At 62.6% G+C, this 16,164-nt stretch carries 12 protein-coding genes; 3 read left to right on the top strand and 9 right to left on the bottom strand.

Translation table 11 applies throughout. The annotated features are described in order from the left end of the window. Positions 1–22: 22 nt before the first annotated feature. From RPMA_RS14980 to dusB, 4 genes are all read right to left on the bottom strand, one after another. Positions 23–2,314: a sensor histidine kinase NtrY-like gene (locus RPMA_RS14980; protein WP_211908176.1), complete on the bottom strand. Its 2,292-nt coding sequence runs from the start codon at positions 2,312–2,314 to the stop codon at positions 23–25. Positions 2,315–2,598: 284 nt separating this feature from the next. Next, positions 2,599–4,041 (bottom strand): nitrogen regulation protein NR(I), encoded by a 1,443-nt coding sequence (ntrC, locus tag RPMA_RS14975; RefSeq protein WP_211908174.1) that lies wholly within the window; start codon positions 4,039–4,041, stop codon positions 2,599–2,601. Positions 4,042–4,055: 14 nt separating this feature from the next. Then, a complete protein-coding gene (locus tag RPMA_RS14970; RefSeq protein ID WP_249225201.1) occupies positions 4,056–5,213 on the bottom strand; it encodes a two-component system sensor histidine kinase NtrB in 1,158 nt (385 codons plus the stop codon). Next, a complete protein-coding gene (gene dusB / locus RPMA_RS14965; protein WP_249225199.1) occupies positions 5,210–6,253 on the bottom strand; it encodes a tRNA dihydrouridine synthase DusB in 1,044 nt (347 codons plus the stop codon). Before dusB ends, RPMA_RS14970 begins: the two co-directional genes overlap by 4 nt. 230 nt (positions 6,254–6,483) lie before the next feature. Here dusB and RPMA_RS14960 point away from each other — a divergent pair, with 230 nt between their 5' ends. Together RPMA_RS14960 and RPMA_RS14955 are read left to right on the top strand one after the other, a co-directional pair. Then, positions 6,484–7,665 carry a bifunctional 2-C-methyl-D-erythritol 4-phosphate cytidylyltransferase/2-C-methyl-D-erythritol 2,4-cyclodiphosphate synthase gene (locus tag RPMA_RS14960; protein WP_211908170.1) on the top strand — a complete coding sequence of 394 codons (1,182 nt, stop codon included), beginning with the start codon at positions 6,484–6,486 and terminating at the stop codon, positions 7,663–7,665. 1 nt (position 7,666) lies between these two features. Further along, complete coding sequence (locus RPMA_RS14955; RefSeq protein WP_211908169.1) at positions 7,667–8,281, top strand: CinA family protein; 615 nt, start codon at positions 7,667–7,669, stop codon at positions 8,279–8,281. Between the two features lie 88 nt (positions 8,282–8,369). Here RPMA_RS14955 and RPMA_RS14950 read toward each other — a convergent pair whose 3' ends face one another. Beyond that, positions 8,370–8,831 (bottom strand): type II toxin-antitoxin system RatA family toxin, encoded by a 462-nt coding sequence (locus RPMA_RS14950; RefSeq protein WP_211908167.1) that lies wholly within the window; start codon positions 8,829–8,831, stop codon positions 8,370–8,372. Between the two features lie 122 nt (positions 8,832–8,953). Beyond that, positions 8,954–9,913: a lipoyl synthase gene (gene lipA, locus RPMA_RS14945; RefSeq protein WP_211908165.1), complete on the bottom strand. Its 960-nt coding sequence runs from the start codon at positions 9,911–9,913 to the stop codon at positions 8,954–8,956. Between the two features lie 101 nt (positions 9,914–10,014). Here lipA and RPMA_RS14940 point away from each other — a divergent pair, with 101 nt between their 5' ends. Then, a complete protein-coding gene (locus tag RPMA_RS14940) occupies positions 10,015–10,620 on the top strand; it encodes a DNA-3-methyladenine glycosylase (RefSeq protein WP_211908163.1) in 606 nt (201 codons plus the stop codon). An 87-nt stretch (positions 10,621–10,707) separates the two neighbouring features. On the opposite strand, the gene RPMA_RS14935 is transcribed toward RPMA_RS14940, so the two are convergent. The 3 genes from RPMA_RS14935 to RPMA_RS14925 form a co-directional block, all read right to left on the bottom strand. Then, positions 10,708–13,584, bottom strand: a complete 2,877-nt coding sequence (locus tag RPMA_RS14935; RefSeq protein ID WP_211908161.1) for a valine--tRNA ligase — start codon at positions 13,582–13,584, stop codon at positions 10,708–10,710. A 158-nt stretch (positions 13,585–13,742) separates the two neighbouring features. Beyond that, complete coding sequence (locus tag RPMA_RS14930) at positions 13,743–14,462, bottom strand: PopZ family protein (RefSeq protein ID WP_211908159.1); 720 nt, start codon at positions 14,460–14,462, stop codon at positions 13,743–13,745. 284 nt (positions 14,463–14,746) lie between these two features. After that, a complete protein-coding gene (locus tag RPMA_RS14925) occupies positions 14,747–16,138 on the bottom strand; it encodes a TolC family outer membrane protein (protein WP_211908157.1) in 1,392 nt (463 codons plus the stop codon). Positions 16,139–16,164 lie beyond the last annotated feature (26 nt).

The raw sequence follows: 16,164 nt of genomic DNA, 5'->3' as shown, positions 1-16,164 counted from the left end.
ATCCTGGTCACGTTTCTTATGGTCAACTGCCGGTAACGGCTTCGATCTCGGGTTTTGCAGCAACGGTTTCTGTTTTCTCGGCGTCTGCCTTTTGTCCGGAGACGGCAAACCGCAAGCGCATCCACGCGCCGCGCTGTCCTTCGCGGATGCTGGATGCGTCGCCGAGTTCGATCCCGCCGCCATGATCCTCAAGCACCTTGCCGACGATCGCGAGACCCAGGCCGGTGCCCTTCTCCCGCGTTGTCACATAAGGTTCGAGCAGGCGGGAGCGATTGGCTGTCGGGAGTCCAATGCCGTTATCGACGACATCGATGACGATCATATCGTTCTCGCACGCCGCTATGACGTCAATGCGGCCCTTGCCGAGTTCTTCGGGCGGTACCGCCTCGATCGCCTCGGTGGCATTCTTGATGATGTTGGTGAGCGCCTGCGAAATCAACCGGCGATCGAATTGCGCCTTCATCGGCTCCTGCTTGATCTCGGCATTTATATCGAGATCGGGATGGCCCACGCGCATCAGGAAAACGGCCTGTCTGACGGTGTCGGCGACATCCTCGCCTTCGATGACCGGCTTCGGCATGCGCGCAAAGCGCGAGAATTCATCGACCATGCGGCGGATATCATCGACCTGGCGCACGATGGTGTCGGTGCATTGTTCGAAGATCTGCTTGTCATCGACGATGACCTTGCCGAATTTACGCTTAATACGCTCGGCGGACAGCTGGATCGGCGTCAGCGGATTCTTGATTTCATGGGCGATACGGCGGGCTACGTCGGCCCATGCCGAGGTGCGTTGCGCCGAGACGAGATCGGTGATGTCGTCCAGCGTGATGATGTAGCTATCACGCGACTGGCTGGTCTGCTCGGCCGAGATGCGGACGGACAGATTGCGCTCGCGCCCCTCGCGATCGATGGTGATCTGGCCCTGCACGAGGCGCTGAGAGCTCTCACGGGCGTTCTGCATGAGCTCGTCGAGTTCAGGGATGATCTCATGCAACGGATGTCCAAGAACTTCGGATTCCGAATGGCCGACCAGCTTCTCGGCCGAGCGGTTCAGAATGCCGATGACGTTGGATCCATCGACGCCGATAATGCCGGCGCTCGCGGATGACAGAACGGCTTCGATGAAGCGGCGGCGGCTGTCGATCACATCGCTGGCGCTGACGAGTTCGTCGCGCTGGCTGCGCAGTTCGGACGTCATCTTGTTGAAGGTCTCGCCGAGATGGGCGAGATCGCCTTCCGACTGGATCACCGGCACCTGAACGTGGAGGTCGCCTGTCGAGACGACATTGGCGGCGCTCATCAGGCGGCGGATCGGCGCCACCAGCCAGTTGGCGAAGTTCAGGCCGATCAGAACCGATGACATCAGCACGGTCAATGCGATGACCGTGAACATCAAGCCGAAGGCGACCTGGATGCCGAGCTTGCGCGATTCCAGTTCGGCATATTCGGCAACGCTGGCTTCGGTCTGCTTGAGCTGCGCGACCACGCGAGGGTCCAGCAACCGTGCCACATAGAGGAAGGTGTTGTCATAGGCCCGCAGCCGGATCACCGCGGCAACGTAATTGCCTTCCGGAATGATGGCGATCTCGGGCTCGTTCTCGTTGACGTTCTGCAGAAATTCCGGCGCCGGCGTCGAGAAGTCCTGGCGGATACCGGTCTGCGCGGATTCCAGCACCTGCCGGTCCTTGTCGATCAGCATGGCGCCTGGAAGATTGCGCGACGTCGCATTGGCTGACAGCAAGCTACGAAACGTGCCACGGTCCTGATCGTAAAGCGGCCGGATATGGGTCAGGTCATTCGCCATGCCGAGAATGTCGCCGCGGATCAATTGGGCATGCTCGTGCACATAAGCACGCGCGACCGTCAGCGAGTTGCCGATCACGGCTTTGGTCGGGCCTGAGAACAGACGGTCAAGGCCGCGATCGAGCGTCACATTGGCGACGATGGACACGAGTACGGCCGGCAGCACGGCGATGACGGAGAACAGGCTGACGATCTGCACATGCAGGCGTGCGGCTGCCCTGCCCCGGCGCCGCGCCTGGACGACTTTCCAGATCTCCCGCGCGATGATCAGCACCAGCAAAAGCACCGTGGCGGCATTGATCATCAGGAAGGTGACGACCACCGTATGGGTGGGCGCGATCGGGGTCAGGCCGTTGAGCACGACGAAAGTGAGGCACGACGACAGCAGCGCCAGCACCACGGCCACAGGCGCAAAAAGCCGGCGCAAGGACCACCTGCGCGGCTCGAATACCGACGGTTCAAATACCGGCGATTTCATAGTTTGGGCCGACGTCTCTGCGTTGGTCATTCCGGGATGTTTTGCTGAGCGTGCCGCGCTTACGCAGACGGATTTGTCCGCCGCGCACTGATGCAATCATACAACAATGTTGCTCAATTACGACAAATCCGCGGCATAGAACAGCCGCGGATTGCGCAAGACGGTCGTTTTCACCGTTTCATCGGTGAAAAATCAGGAATGATTTGACCGAGCGTCTCCGTGGGGCGGATGAGCGAAGCGTAATCCGCCGACCGACTTCGAGGCGGAGATTCCGCGGCGGATTACGGCTTCGCCTCATCCGCCCTACGGTCTCATCAGCCCCCCGTTCGATACACCTGAATATCCAGGTCCCGAATCTTCTTCCGCAGGGTGTTGCGGTTGAGACCGAGAAGATCGGCGGCGCGAATCTGGTTGCCCCGGGTCGCGGCCAGCGCGGCGGTAAGCAGTGGCACCTCGATCTCACGCAGGATTCGGTGATAGAGGCCCGGCGGCGGCACGCCGTTCGGGAAGCTGGAGAAGTGCGAGGCCAGATAGACCTCCACGGCCCCACCCAGATTGTCCACGGTGGTCGGCGCATTGCCACCCGAGACCACGGCGGGCGGCGCCAATTCGCCATCGATCACCGGACCGGTGATGACGTCCTGTGGATAGAGCGCGGCCAGACGACGGGCGAGGTTTTCGAGCTCGCGGACGTTGCCAGGCCAGCGGTGCTGCTTCATGCGCTCGAGTGCCAGGGCATCGAGCTTCTTCGGCGGCAGGCCATCCTTCTCGGCCAGCGCGAAGAAGTGGCGGATCAGGTCCGGCAGATCCTCGATGCGCTCGCGCAGCGGCGGCAGGCGCAGCGGGACGACATTGAGGCGGAAGAACAGGTCTTCGCGGAACAGGCCCTGCTGGATCAGGATGCGCAGATCCTTGTTCGAGGCGGCAACGATGCGCACATCGGTCTTGATCGGGGTGCGACCGCCGACCGTGGTGTATTCGCCCTGCTGCAGCACGCGCAGCAGGCGGGTCTGGGCTTCCATCGGCATGTCGCCGATTTCGTCCAGGAACAGCGTGCCGCCTTCAGCCTGCTCGAAGCGTCCGGTCGCGCGGGCATTGGCGCCGGTGAAGGCACCACGCTCATGGCCGAACAGTTCGGACTCTATGAGATCGCGCGGAATCGCCGCCATGTTGACCGCGACAAACGGGCCGTTACGGCGCTTACCGTAGTCATGCAGCGCGCGGGCGACCAGCTCCTTGCCGGTACCGCTCTCGCCGGAGATCATGACCGTCAGATCGGTCTGCATCAGGCGGGCGAGGACACGGTAGATTTCCTGCATCGCCGGCGAACGGCCGACCAGCGGGATCGAGTCGAACTCGCCGTCGTCGTCATTGCTGGCGACCCGCTCTTTCGGTTCGGCCAGAGCGCGGCCGACGATGGCGATCAGTTCTTTCAGGTCGAAGGGTTTCGGCAGATATTCGTACGCGCCCTTCTCCGAGGCGCGGATTGCGGTCATGAAGGTGTTCTGCGCGCTCATCACGATGACCGGCAGATTGGGCCGCATCTTCTTGATGCGCGGCAAAAGGTCGAACGCGTTCTCGTCGGGCATCACCACGTCGGTGATGACGAGATCGCCCTCGCCCTGACTCACCCAGCGCCACAAAGTGGCGGCATTGCCGGTGAGGCGTACCTCGTATCCCGCGCGCGACAGCGCCTGATTGAGGACCGTGCGGATCGCCGTATCGTCATCCGCAACCAGAATACTTCCTGCAGGCATCGTCAGTCCTCTACTTAAGTCTGCAAGCCGGACGATGCACCCGCATCGTCACTGCTCGGATCAATGGTCTTTGCTGGATTGAACATCGGCAACAGCACGCGGAAGGTCGTCTTTCGTGGTTGGGATTCACACTCGATGATCCCGCCGTGATCGCCGATGATCTTCGCAACCAATGCAAGACCCAGGCCGCTTCCGGTCGGTTTGGTCGTCACGAAGGGATCAAACAGATTCGGCAGCAGGTCTTCAGGAACACCGGGGCCGTTGTCCTTCACGCAGAACTCCAGCGGTAGAGATACGCGCGACTTCTTGCCAGGCACCGACAGACGCACACCGGGGCGGAATGCTGTGGTGAGCTGAATCTCGCCATCGGAGCCGAGATCGACGATCGCCTCGGCGGCGTTCTTCACCAAGTTCAGGAAGACCTGAATGAGCTGGTCCTGGTTGGCCAGCACCGGCGGCAATGAAGGGTCGTAATCCTCGATGAAGCGGATGTTTCGCGCGAAGCCGGACTGCGCCAGGCGCTTCACGTGATCGAGGACCGAGTGGATGTTCACGGCGCCGCGCGCCACAGGACGTTCGTCGCCGAACACTTCCATACGGTCGACCAATGTGACGATGCGATCGGCCTCGTCGGTGATCAGGCGCGTCAGCATGCGGTCTTCGGCGGAGGCCTGCTGTTCCAGCAGCTGCGCGGCGCCACGGATGCCGGAGAGCGGATTTTTGATTTCATGCGCCAGCATCGCGGCCAGCGCCGTCACCGAGCGCGCGGCACTACGATGTGTGAGCTGGCGATCCATCTTGTCGGCAATGCTGCGCTCCTGCAGCATGACAACGATATGGCCGGGACGCTCGGTGAGCGGCGCCACATGCAGATCGACCTGACGGTCGCCACCGATGCGCGGCGTGCCGAGATCGACCTTGTATTCGTTGACGGGCGAATTGACGTCGCGGACCTGATCGATCAGCGCCAGCAGCGGACTACCAAACGGCACCAGTTCCTTCAGCGACTGCCGGCGCAGGAACTGCGCGGAAATATCGAAGAAGGATTCCGCAGCCATATTGGCATCGACGATCTTGCCGTCCGGCGCGATCACGATGATCGGATGCGGCAGCGCGTTGAGGATGGCCTCGCTGTCTGCGGGGGCTGGCCGGCGATATTCTGCGGCGCTCATGCGGCAGCACTCCATGCGAAATCGTCGAAAGCCTCGTTCAGGGCGCGCTGGACGCCTGACGGATCTTCGGAGGTGAGAATGGCCTGGCGCCACGCTTTCAATTTTTCAGCCGAGGCGCCTGAGGTGGCAGCGGCCGCGTCGAGCGCCCAGCCGAGATGTTTTCGCGCATGGCGCAGGCCGACACGCAGGCCGTAGTGCTGGCAAACATCGTCATAGAGCGCAGCGATGTAAGCAAGCTGCTGCTGCAGCGAGGGCGTCGCTTCCGCCATGCCGGTGTCGAGCTGCCGGCCGATCTGGCCGGGCAGCCACGGCTGGCCATAGGCGCCGCGACCGACCATCACGGCGTCCGCACCGGAAGCCTCAAGCGCGCTGACGGCCTTGTCGTAGGAGGTGATATCGCCGTTGACGACGACGGGGACGCTCACCGCGTCCTTCACCGGGCGCACGGCGTCCCAATTGGCGTCGCCCTTGTAGAACTGGCAGCGCGTGCGGCCATGCACGGTGATGAGTTGAACGCCCGCCTCCTCTGCGCGGCGCGCAAGTTCGGCAGCATTCATCGAGCGGTCGTCCCAGCCGAGGCGCATCTTCAGCGTCACCGGGACTTTCACGGCAGAGATCGTAGCCTCGATCAGCGTCAGCGCATGATCGAGATCGCGCATCAGCGCGGAGCCGGACTGGCCGCCGGTTACGTGGCGTGCCGGGCAGCCCATATTGATGTCGATGATATCGGCGCCGCCGCCTTCGGCAATGCGGGCGCCCTCGGCCATCCAATGGGCCTCACAGCCGGCGAGCTGCACCACATGCGGGCCGATTCCGGTGGCTTCACAGCGAAGCACCGACATCGGGCGGCCATTCACCAGATCGTCGCTGGCGGTCATCTCGGAGACCACAAGGCCGGCGCCGAGTTCGGCGGTCAGGCGTCGGAACGGAGCGTCGGTAATGCCCGACATCGGCGCAAGCACGACCCGGTTGGCGATTTCGACGTCACCAATCTTCAATGTCTTGCTGTATGATGCGTCCGGGTTCACAGACTTGCTCATCTTGCTCGGTCCCGCAGCGTTGCGGCGACTGGGCGCAGTATGCGCACATTTGTTGTGCAGTCAATTGTCATGCCTACACATTAGACAAAGCCAACAGTTTTGCAAGTGCAGTGCAGCAATGCACGTTTATGCGTCATGCCCACCAAAGCTGAAAGCAAACCTACTGTTTTTCGGCGCGGCCGTGCTAAGGGCTGTGCGACCAACGCTTACCCCTTAATCACCTGAGCCTGATGACAAATTCACCGAAAACCGCTGCCATCATCGTTGCTGCCGGGCGCGGCCTGCGCGCTGGAGGCGGCGGTCCGAAGCAATACCGCACCATCGGCGGCCGTCCGGTGATCGCCCGGTCCATGGAGCCCTTTTGCGCGCATCCACAGGTATCCTTGGTTCAGCCCATCACCAATCCCGACGATGTCGCGCTGTTCAATGAGGCAGTTGCCGGCCTCAACTACCGGGTTCCCGCCAACGGCGGCGCGACTCGCCAGGCATCCGTTCATGCCGGACTGGAGGCTCTGGCCGACCAGGCACCGGACATCGTGCTGATTCATGACGCCGCCCGCCCCTTCGTGACTGCTGCCGTGATCGAGCGCGCGATTGCCGCCGCGCAGATCACCGGCGCCGCGATCCCGACCGCGCCGGTCGTCGATACGATCAAGGTCGTCAATGGCGACGGCCATGTGGAGGCGACGCCCGAGCGCGCCAAGCTGCGCATCGCACAGACGCCACAGGCTTTTCGTTTCGATGTCATCCTCGCGGCGCATCGTCGTGCCGCAGCCGAGGGACGTGATGATTTCACCGACGATGCCGCGCTCGCCGAATGGGCGGGATTGACCGTGGCAACCTTTGAAGGCGATCCTGCAAATATGAAGCTGACGACTCCCGAAGATTTTTCCCGCGAAGAAGCCCGCCTCGCCGCCTCGCTCGGCGATATCCGCATGGGCACGGGCTATGACGTCCACGCCTTCGGCGAGGGCGATCACCTGATGATCTGCGGCGTCCGCGTGCCGCATACGAAGGGTTTTCTGGCGCATTCCGACGGCGACGTTGGCCTGCATGCGCTGGTGGATGCGATTTTGGGCGCACTGGCCAATGGCGATATCGGTTCGCATTTCCCGCCGAGCGACCCGCAATGGAAGGGCGCGGCGTCCGACAAGTTTCTGGAATATGCCGTCGGCCGCGTCACCGCGCGTGGCGGCAAGATCGCCAACCTCGAAGTCACACTGATCTGCGAGCGACCGAAGATCGGTCCGCTGCGCGACGCCATGCGCACGCGCATTAGCGAGATCTCCGGCGTGCCGGTGTCGCGCGTGGCCGTGAAGGCAACGACCAGCGAACGTCTCGGCTTCACCGGGCGCGAGGAAGGCATTGCCGCGACCGCGGCGGCTACGATCCGCTTACCCTGGGTGGACTGACATGGCCGGCAGCGACGCAAGAGCCCTCTCCCGCGCGCTGCTCGACCTTTGCCGCAGCCGCAAGCTGACTATCGCAACGGCGGAGAGCTGCACCGGCGGCCTCGTCGCCGGCGCGCTGACGGAAATCCCCGGCTCGTCCGATGTGATCGATCGCGGCTTCGTCACCTATTCCAATGACGCCAAGCGCAAGATGCTGGGCGTCAAGGCGACGACGCTGGAGAGTTTTGGCGCGGTCAGCAAGGAGACCGCGATCCAGATGGCGGTCGGCGCGTTGGAAGAAGCGGATGTCGATCTCGCAGTGTCCATCACCGGCATCGCCGGCCCCGGCGGTGCTGTGCCAGGCAAGCCTGTGGGTCTCGTACATTTTGCTGTCGCTGCGCGTGACGGACGGATCGTCGATAGGGAATTCCGGTTCGGCGCCATCGGGCGAAGTGCCGTACGTCAGCGCTCAGTGCTGGAAGCGCTGCGCATGCTGATGGAGTTGGCGCGAGGACCGCAGCCGCCAGCGAAAAAACGGGCTCTGGCGAGCAGTGTTCGGGTGGCGCGTTCGCCAAGGCGCAAGGCCGCGACGCGGCCGGTGAAGAAGTCGGTTAAGCCAAAGCCGAAAGTGGACTGAGGTGTAGCCCGGGTGGAGCGCAGCGTAACCCGGGAACCGGCGAACTGCTGCGACTCTGAATCCCGGATTGCGCTTCGCTTCATCCGGGCTACGAGATGCGCGCTCTATACACTTCGTCCGCACGCTTCTCGAACGCTGCTGCAAAGCGCTGGAATGCGGCGTCGAACATCGAGCCCATCAGCAGGGCCAGCATGCGGCTCTTGAACTCGTAATTAATGAAGAAGCCGACATCGCATTCGGCCTCGCCTTTCGGCTCGAAGGTCCAGCGGTTTTCGAGATTGCTGAACGGACCGCGCAGATATTCGACGAGAATTTTGAGATTGGTGCGATCGAGCGTGACCTTGCTCGTAAAGCTCTCCTGCACCAGCTTGAACGACACCGTCATGTCGGCAACGATCACCTCGCGGCCATCGGCATTCTGCGTATGTTGGCGGATCTTCAGCGCCTTGCAGAGCGGGACGAATTCCGGATAGCGCTCGACATCGGCCACGAGGTCGAACATCTGCGGCGCGCTGTGGCGCACCCGGCGCTTATTGGCAAATCTCGGCATTTCCTAAGTCTCGATCTATCGTCGTCATTGCGAGGAGCCGAAGGCGACGAAGCAATCCAGTTCTTGCTTGCCGCCTTCTGGATTGCTTCGTCGCTGCGCTCCTCGCAATGACAAACGAGAGGTCAGCGCGCGATGGCTTCGCGCGCTGCCTTCAGCTTGGCAAAATCCTCGCCGGCATGATGCGACGAGCGCGTCAGCGGCGACGCCGACACCATCAGGAAGCCTTTGGTGTAAGCAACCTTCTCATAGCCCTTGAATTCATCCGGCGTGACATAGCGCGACACCACATGATGCTTCCGCGTCGGCTGCAGATATTGCCCGATGGTGAGGAAGTCGATCTCTGCCGAGCGCATGTCGTCCATCACCTGCAGCACTTCGGGCCGCTCTTCGCCGAGGCCGACCATGATGCCGGACTTGGTGAAGATGGAGGGATCGAGCTCCTTCACCCGCTGCAGCAAACGCAGCGAGTGGAAATAGCGGGCGCCGGGGCGAACGGTGAGATAGCGCGACGGCACTGTTTCGAGATTGTGGTTGAACACGTCGGGCTTCGCCGCGACGACAACTTCAAGCGCGCCAGGCTTGCGCAGGAAATCAGGCGTCAGGATTTCGATGGTCGTTGTCGGGCATGCCGCACGAATGGCGCGGATGACCTGCGCGAAATGATCAGCGCCGCCATCGGCGAGATCATCGCGGTCCACCGAGGTGATGACGACGTGTTCGAGACCGAGCTTGCGCACGGCTTCGGCGACATGGGCGGGCTCGTTGGCGTCGAGCGCATTCGGCATGCCGGTCTTGACGTTGCAGAACGCACAGGCACGGGTGCAGGTGTCACCCATGATCATGAAAGTGGCGTGCTTCTTCTGCCAGCACTCGCCGATATTCGGGCAGCCGGCTTCCTCGCACACGGTGACGAGGCCGTTTTCCTTGACGATCTTGCGGGTGTCGCCATAGCCACGGCTGGTCGGCGCGCGCACGCGAATCCAGTCCGGCTTCTGCGGCGAAAAATTATCAGGCCGATTCACCTTTTCCGGGTGGCGCGGGCGAACCTGGGATGATGATACGGTATCGAGGACGACGACCATGAATTGTCCGATCTGTGCAACGCTCTAGGTAATCCGCCGGGCGCCCGCTCGCAACCCGCCTGGATCAAGCCCGCCCCTGCATCCCAGCATATCGTGTGAGAATGGCCCGAAAATCTGACCAAACCACCCACAAACTCGGCAAAGCACTGAATCGGAAGTTCTTCGATCGCAGCGTCCATGAGGTCGCCCCGGAACTGATCGGCGCGACCCTGCTGGTCGATGGCGTCGGCGGGATGATCGTGGAGGTGGAGGCCTATCATCACACCGACCCGGCCGCGCATTCCTTCAACGGCGAGACCCCGCGTACCCGCATCATGTTCGGCCCGGCGGGCTTCGCCTATGTCTATCGCATCCATCAGGTCTATTGCGTGAATGCGGTCTGCGAGGCGGAAGGCTCGGCGAGCGCCGTGCTGATCCGCGCCTTGCAGCCGACATTCGGGCTCGACGAGATGCGGGCGCGGCGTGGAGTCGATGACAAGCGGCTGCTTTGCTCCGGGCCGGGCCGGCTGTGCCAGGCGCTCGGGATCGGTCTTGCGCATAATGGGCTGGCGCTGGACAGAGCGCCGATCGAGATGTTCGCGCGGACTGGGGTGCCAGATGTGTTGCGCGGCATCCGCATCGGGATCAGCAAGGCGGTGGAGTATCCGTGGCGCTACGGCGTGCGCGGGTCGAAGTATCTGAGCAAGCCGTTTGCGAAGGTCGCGTAGCCCGGATGGAGCGAAGCGCAATCCGGGATTCAGAACCTCAGCAATTCGCTGGTCCCCGGATTTCGCTGCGCTCCATCCGGGCTACAATCAGCTCATCGTCTTCAGCCGCTCGATCGCTTCCAGCGTCTTTGCTTTTCGCGCCTCGGCCGCCGCACGCTTCTCGCGCTCTTCCTCGACAACTTCTTCTGCGGCATTTGCGACAAACTTCTCGTTCGAGAGCTTTGCGTCCGCGCGCTTGATGTCGCCTTCGGCCTTGGCGAGTTCCTTTTCCAGTCGTGCCTGTTCGGCCGCGACGTCGATCAGGCCCTTGAGCGGCAGGCCGGCGACTTCACCACGCACGATGAGTTGCACGGTGCCTTCCGGCGCCTTGTCCGCAAAAGTGATGTTGTCGATGCGTGCGAGGCGCTTGATGACGTCGCTCCAGCGCTGCGCCCTCGCCTGCATCTCGGCGGATGCAGCGACAAGCACGAGCGGCGTCAGGGTCGCGGGCACGATGTTCATCTCGGCACGCAGCGAGCGCACCGCGGTAATGAGATCGACCACCCAGCCGATCTCGGCCTCGGCGGCATCGTCGGTGAAATCGGCGGGCGTGTCGGTGGGCTCTCCGAGCAGGATCGGCGCCACGATCGGATCGCTGGCGGCCGTCGCGACGATGAGCGCTTCCTGTTCGCGCGTGATGCCCGTCGCCTTGCGCGACCATGGCGTCAGCACCAGCAAGCCGTCGCGCTTGGCGGTCACCGCCCACAGCTCTTCGGTGATGAAGGGCATGAACGGATGCAAGAGCTTCAGGATTTCATCGCGCGCCCAGGCGACCATGGCGCGGGTTTCGGCCTTGGCCGGGCCGTCTTCGCCCATCATGAAGGGTTTTGCGAGCTCGAGATACCAGTCGCAATACACGTTCCAGACGAAGCGATAGGCGGCGCCCGCCGCGTCGTTGAAGCGATAGGCCTCGATCGCCTCGGTGACTTCGCGCGTCGCCTTCACTGTCTCATGCGCGATCCAGCGATTGAGCACTTCCTTCGCCGCGGTCGGATCGAAGCCGGCCGGCAGAACGCACTCGTTCATTTCGGCGAAGCGGCACGCATTCCAGAGCTTGGTCGCGAAATTGCGATAGCCCTCCACGCGCGACGTCGCGAGCTTGATGTCGCGGCCTTGCGCAGCCATGGCGGCCAGCGTGAAACGCAGCGCGTCGGCACCGAACTGATCGATCAGGTTCAAGGGATCGATGACGTTGCCCTTCGACTTCGACATCTTGGCGCCCTTCTCGTCGCGGACGAGGGCGTGCATGTAGATGGTCGGGAACGGCGCTTCCTTCAGGAAGTGGATGCCCATCATCATCATGCGGGCGACCCAGAAGAAGATGATGTCGAAGCCGGTGACGAGCGCGTTGTTCGGATAGTAACGCTTCACATCGACATCGGTCTGCGGCCAGCCGAGCGTCGAGAACGGCCACAGCGCCGACGAGAACCAGGTGTCGAGCACGTCTTCATCGCGGCGAATGAAGCTGTCGCGCTTGGCAGGATCTTCCGCCATCTCGCGGGCCTGCTCTTCGGTGATATGTCCCTGCTCGACGTAATAGCCGAGCGCGGCACCGACCGCCTCGTCCTCGGTCTCGGCGACGAAGAACTTGCCATCCGGACCATACCAGGCCGGGATCTGATGGCCCCACCACAGCTGGCGCGAGATGCACCATGGCTGGATGTTCTCCATCCACTCGTAATAGGTCTTTTCCCAGTTCTTCGGCACGAATTCAGTCGCGCCGGTGCGCACGGCGGCGATCGCCGGCTGCGCCATGGTCTTGGCGTCGACATACCACTGGTCGGTGAGGAACGGCTCGATGACGACATTCGAGCGGTCGCCATGCGGGACCATGTGGACGTTCGGCTCGATCTTTTCGAGGAAGCCAAAATCGTCGAGCCGCTGCACGATCGCTTTACGCGCGGCGAAGCGCTCCATGCCGTGCAGCTCCTCGATGAGCTGCGAAGAGCCCTCGGGCAGACCACGTGCGTAATCCTCGTTGTCGGCGAGCGCGAGCTTGCCTTCGATATCGAGGATGCTGATACGCGCGAGGCCGTGGCGGTTGCCGACCTCGAAGTCGTTGAAGTCGTGTGCCGGCGTGATCTTCACCGCACCCGAGCCCTTCTCCGGGTCTGAGTATTCGTCGCCAACGATCGGGATCAGGCGGCCGACCAATGGCAGCACGACCTTCTTGCCGATCAGATGCGTGTAGCGCTCGTCTTCCGGGTTCACCGCAACGCCGCTGTCGCCCAGCATCGTCTCCGGACGCGTGGTCGCGACGACGATGAAGCTTGTCGGATCTTCCGGATTGAAGGTCTTGCCTTCGATCGGATAGCGCAGATGCCAGAGGTTGCCCTTGACCTCGACTTGCACAACTTCGAGATCGGAGATCGCAGTCAGCAGCTTCGGGTCCCAATTGACGAGACGCTTGTCCTTGTAGATCAGGCCCTCGCGATAGAGCTGAACGAACACCTTGATGACAGCCTCGGACAGGCCTTCATCCATCGTGAACCGCTCACGCGACCAGTCGCAGGACGCGCCGAGGCGCTTCAGCTGGTTGACGATGGTGCCGCCGCTCTCGGCTTTCCATTTCCAGACGCGTTCGAGGAATGCCTCGCGGCCCATCTCGCGACGGCCGGGCTCCTGGCGCTCCATCAGTTGGCGTTCGACGACCATCTGGGTCGCGATGCCCGCGTGGTCGGTGCCCGGCTGCCACAGCACATCGCGGCCGCGCATGCGCTCGAAGCGGCACAGCACGTCCTGCAGCGTGTTGTTAAGGGCGTGGCCCATATGCAGCGAACCGGTGACGTTCGGCGGCGGGATCACGATCGTATAGGGCTCGGCGTCCTTGCGCTCGGGACGGCCGGCCTTGAAGGCCCCTTCACTCTCCCACGCAGCCGCGATGCGGGCTTCGATATCGGCGGGCTGATAGGTCTTTTCGATCATGACGGATGCAATCAATCAGAGATGGGCCGTAAAAACGGCCTTACGGATGCCTGTCGGTTAGAAACCCACAGGCACGGCGCAAGTCAACAGATGGCAGGTATATAAGCCCTGAATGGGCCAAACGAAGGCCCGTTTCCGCCCGAAACGGCTAACGCGGCCTAACGGCCGCCATTGCCGCGCGAGACGCGCTCGATCTCGGCCTTGACGATACGCTCCACCAGGCCCGGCAGGTTGTCGTCCAGCCACGACTTCAGCATCGGCCGCAGCATCTCCTTGACGAGATCTTCCAGCGTGCGGGCATTGTTGCTGAGCACGGTGTTGGCAAGCGAATTGAAAGCCGATTCGACCGCCGACACCGTCGAGTGCGACAGCATCTGCTGCTGCGGCGTCACCGGCGGCGGATCGTAGGATGGCGGATCCAAGCGAGGCGGCGCACGATCGGTACTGGCAGCGACAGCCTCGGCAAATTCCAGATCGTCATCTGGCTCGACCCGCTGGAACGCTGGCTCTGGTTCCGGCACCACCATCTCGTCGGTGAGTTCGAAGACGTCGTTCTCTTCCGGCTCCGGCGGGCGGACTTCTTCTTCCGTCGTGACAGCGTCGAGGCTCGCGAGCATCGCGTCGATATCGTCTTGGCTGTTGCTCACGGCAGGCTCGGCTACAGGAGGTGGTGCGGGCGCAGGCTTTGGCGAAGCGGGAGGCGGTGCTGCAGTCACTGCAGCGGGCTTGGGCGCCGGTGCAGGAGGTGCGACGGGTTTCGGGGCGGGTGCTGGAGGCGCGGCTTCGACAGGCTTTGCTTCATCGTCAGCGATGATGCGGCGGATCGACGCCAGAATCTCCTCCATGGAGGGTTCCTGGACCTTTGCAGGTTGCGTCATGTCCGACTCCGCATCGTCAAGCTCTCGTCATCATCCTACATCAGACGAGGCTGAATTTGGTGGCCCCCGATCACATCGGGCTAACCATTCATCGCGCAAGCCTGACTTGTCCCCAGATCAAGCGAAGCCTGACCGCCAGCCGTGCCAATTCCTGCGTGATGCATTCCGAATCGCACTGCTACTTCGTTGAACGCTACGTCATTGCATCAAATGATTGCAAGTAAACGGCAAAAGCAAAGGGCCGCACGTGGCGGCCCTTCATGGCATTGCAATGTAGCAGCGACTCAGCGGCCGTCGGGCGTGCGCACGCCAACCCAGCTGTCGCGGACCTGGTGATAGTGCACGCTCGGATCGTAGACCGATGTGTTCAGCTTCATCACCGTCGGTGACAGACGACCGACTGCATTGAGCACCGCATAGGATGCGACGACGCGATCATGCTGCGCCGTCACGAGCGCAACGCGCGCGTTGACCAATGCCTGCTGCGCGTTCAGCACGTCGAGCGTGGTGCGTTGGCCGGCCTTGGCTTCTTCACGGACACCGTTCAGCGCAATTTCCGAGGCCTGGACCTGCGCCTGTGCGGAGGCGACCTGCGCCCTGCCCGCCAGCAACTGGCCCCAAGCCTGCACGACGCTCGCACGGGTCTGGTCACGCACCTGCTCCAGCGCGAGGCGCTGCTGAGCCAGTGTTTCCTTCGACTGGCGGATCAACGAATACTCTGCGCCGCCCTGGAACACAGGGATCGAGACCTGGGCGACAGCTGCCGTGGTCAGGCCGCGCGGCGCGGTGATGGATTGGTCCCAGCCCTGCTGAATGCTGGCCTGGACGGAAACCGTCGGGAACAGCGCGCCCTCGTTGACCTTCACATTCAGGAAGCTCACGTCGATGCCGTACATGGCAGCAGTGACGTTCGGATTCTCGACCAGCGCCAGATCGACCGAAGCCGGCAGCGAAGCAGGCAGGAAGCGATCGACGGGCGAGCCGGCCTGGAGTGAGCTGGGCTCGTTGCCGATGATGCGGCGGAAGTTGGAGCGTGTCGTGGTGAGATTCGATTCAGCCGTGAGAAGCTGGGTGCGGCCTGCGGCGAGCTGCGCTTCAGACTGCGCGACGTCGGTGCGCGTCACTTCGCCAACGTTGAAACGATCGCGTGTCTGCTTCAGCGTCTGCTCAAGAACGCGGACGTTGCTCTTCTGCACTTCGACCACTGCGGCGTCGCGCAAATAGTCCATGTAAATTGTTGCAGCCGACAGCATCACGGTCTGCTCGAGAACGCGCAGACCTTCGCGCGCTGCGGACACCTGGCCCTCAGCCGCACGTGTACGGTTGGCGGTCTGATTGCCGTTGTAGATGTTCTGCGTCACCGTCGCGCCGACAGAGCGCGGCACTTGCGTGCCATGAAGCGCAATGGTGTTGCCGCCTACCACGCTGACGGCGTCCGTATATTGATAGCCGCCGCTCGCGGTGATTGCGACCTTGGGGCGATAGCCCGACAGAGCCTGCGGCACGTTTTCGTCAGTCGCACGAACCGATGCACGCTGAGCGTTCAATTGCGGATTGTTCTGATAGGCCCGAACCAGCGCTGCCTCGATCGTGTCGGCCAGGCTGGGAGCAGTGCCCGCAAGCGACAACAACAAGGCCGCAGCAGCAGCGCCGGTAGATACTTTAACGCGGCCCATTCTCAGTAATCCATTCTTGCCACTCA

It is taken from the genome of Tardiphaga alba (assembly GCF_018279705.1).
Lineage (GTDB): Bacteria > Pseudomonadota > Alphaproteobacteria > Rhizobiales > Xanthobacteraceae > Tardiphaga > Tardiphaga alba.
This window is presented reverse-complemented; position numbering and strand designations above follow the sequence as displayed.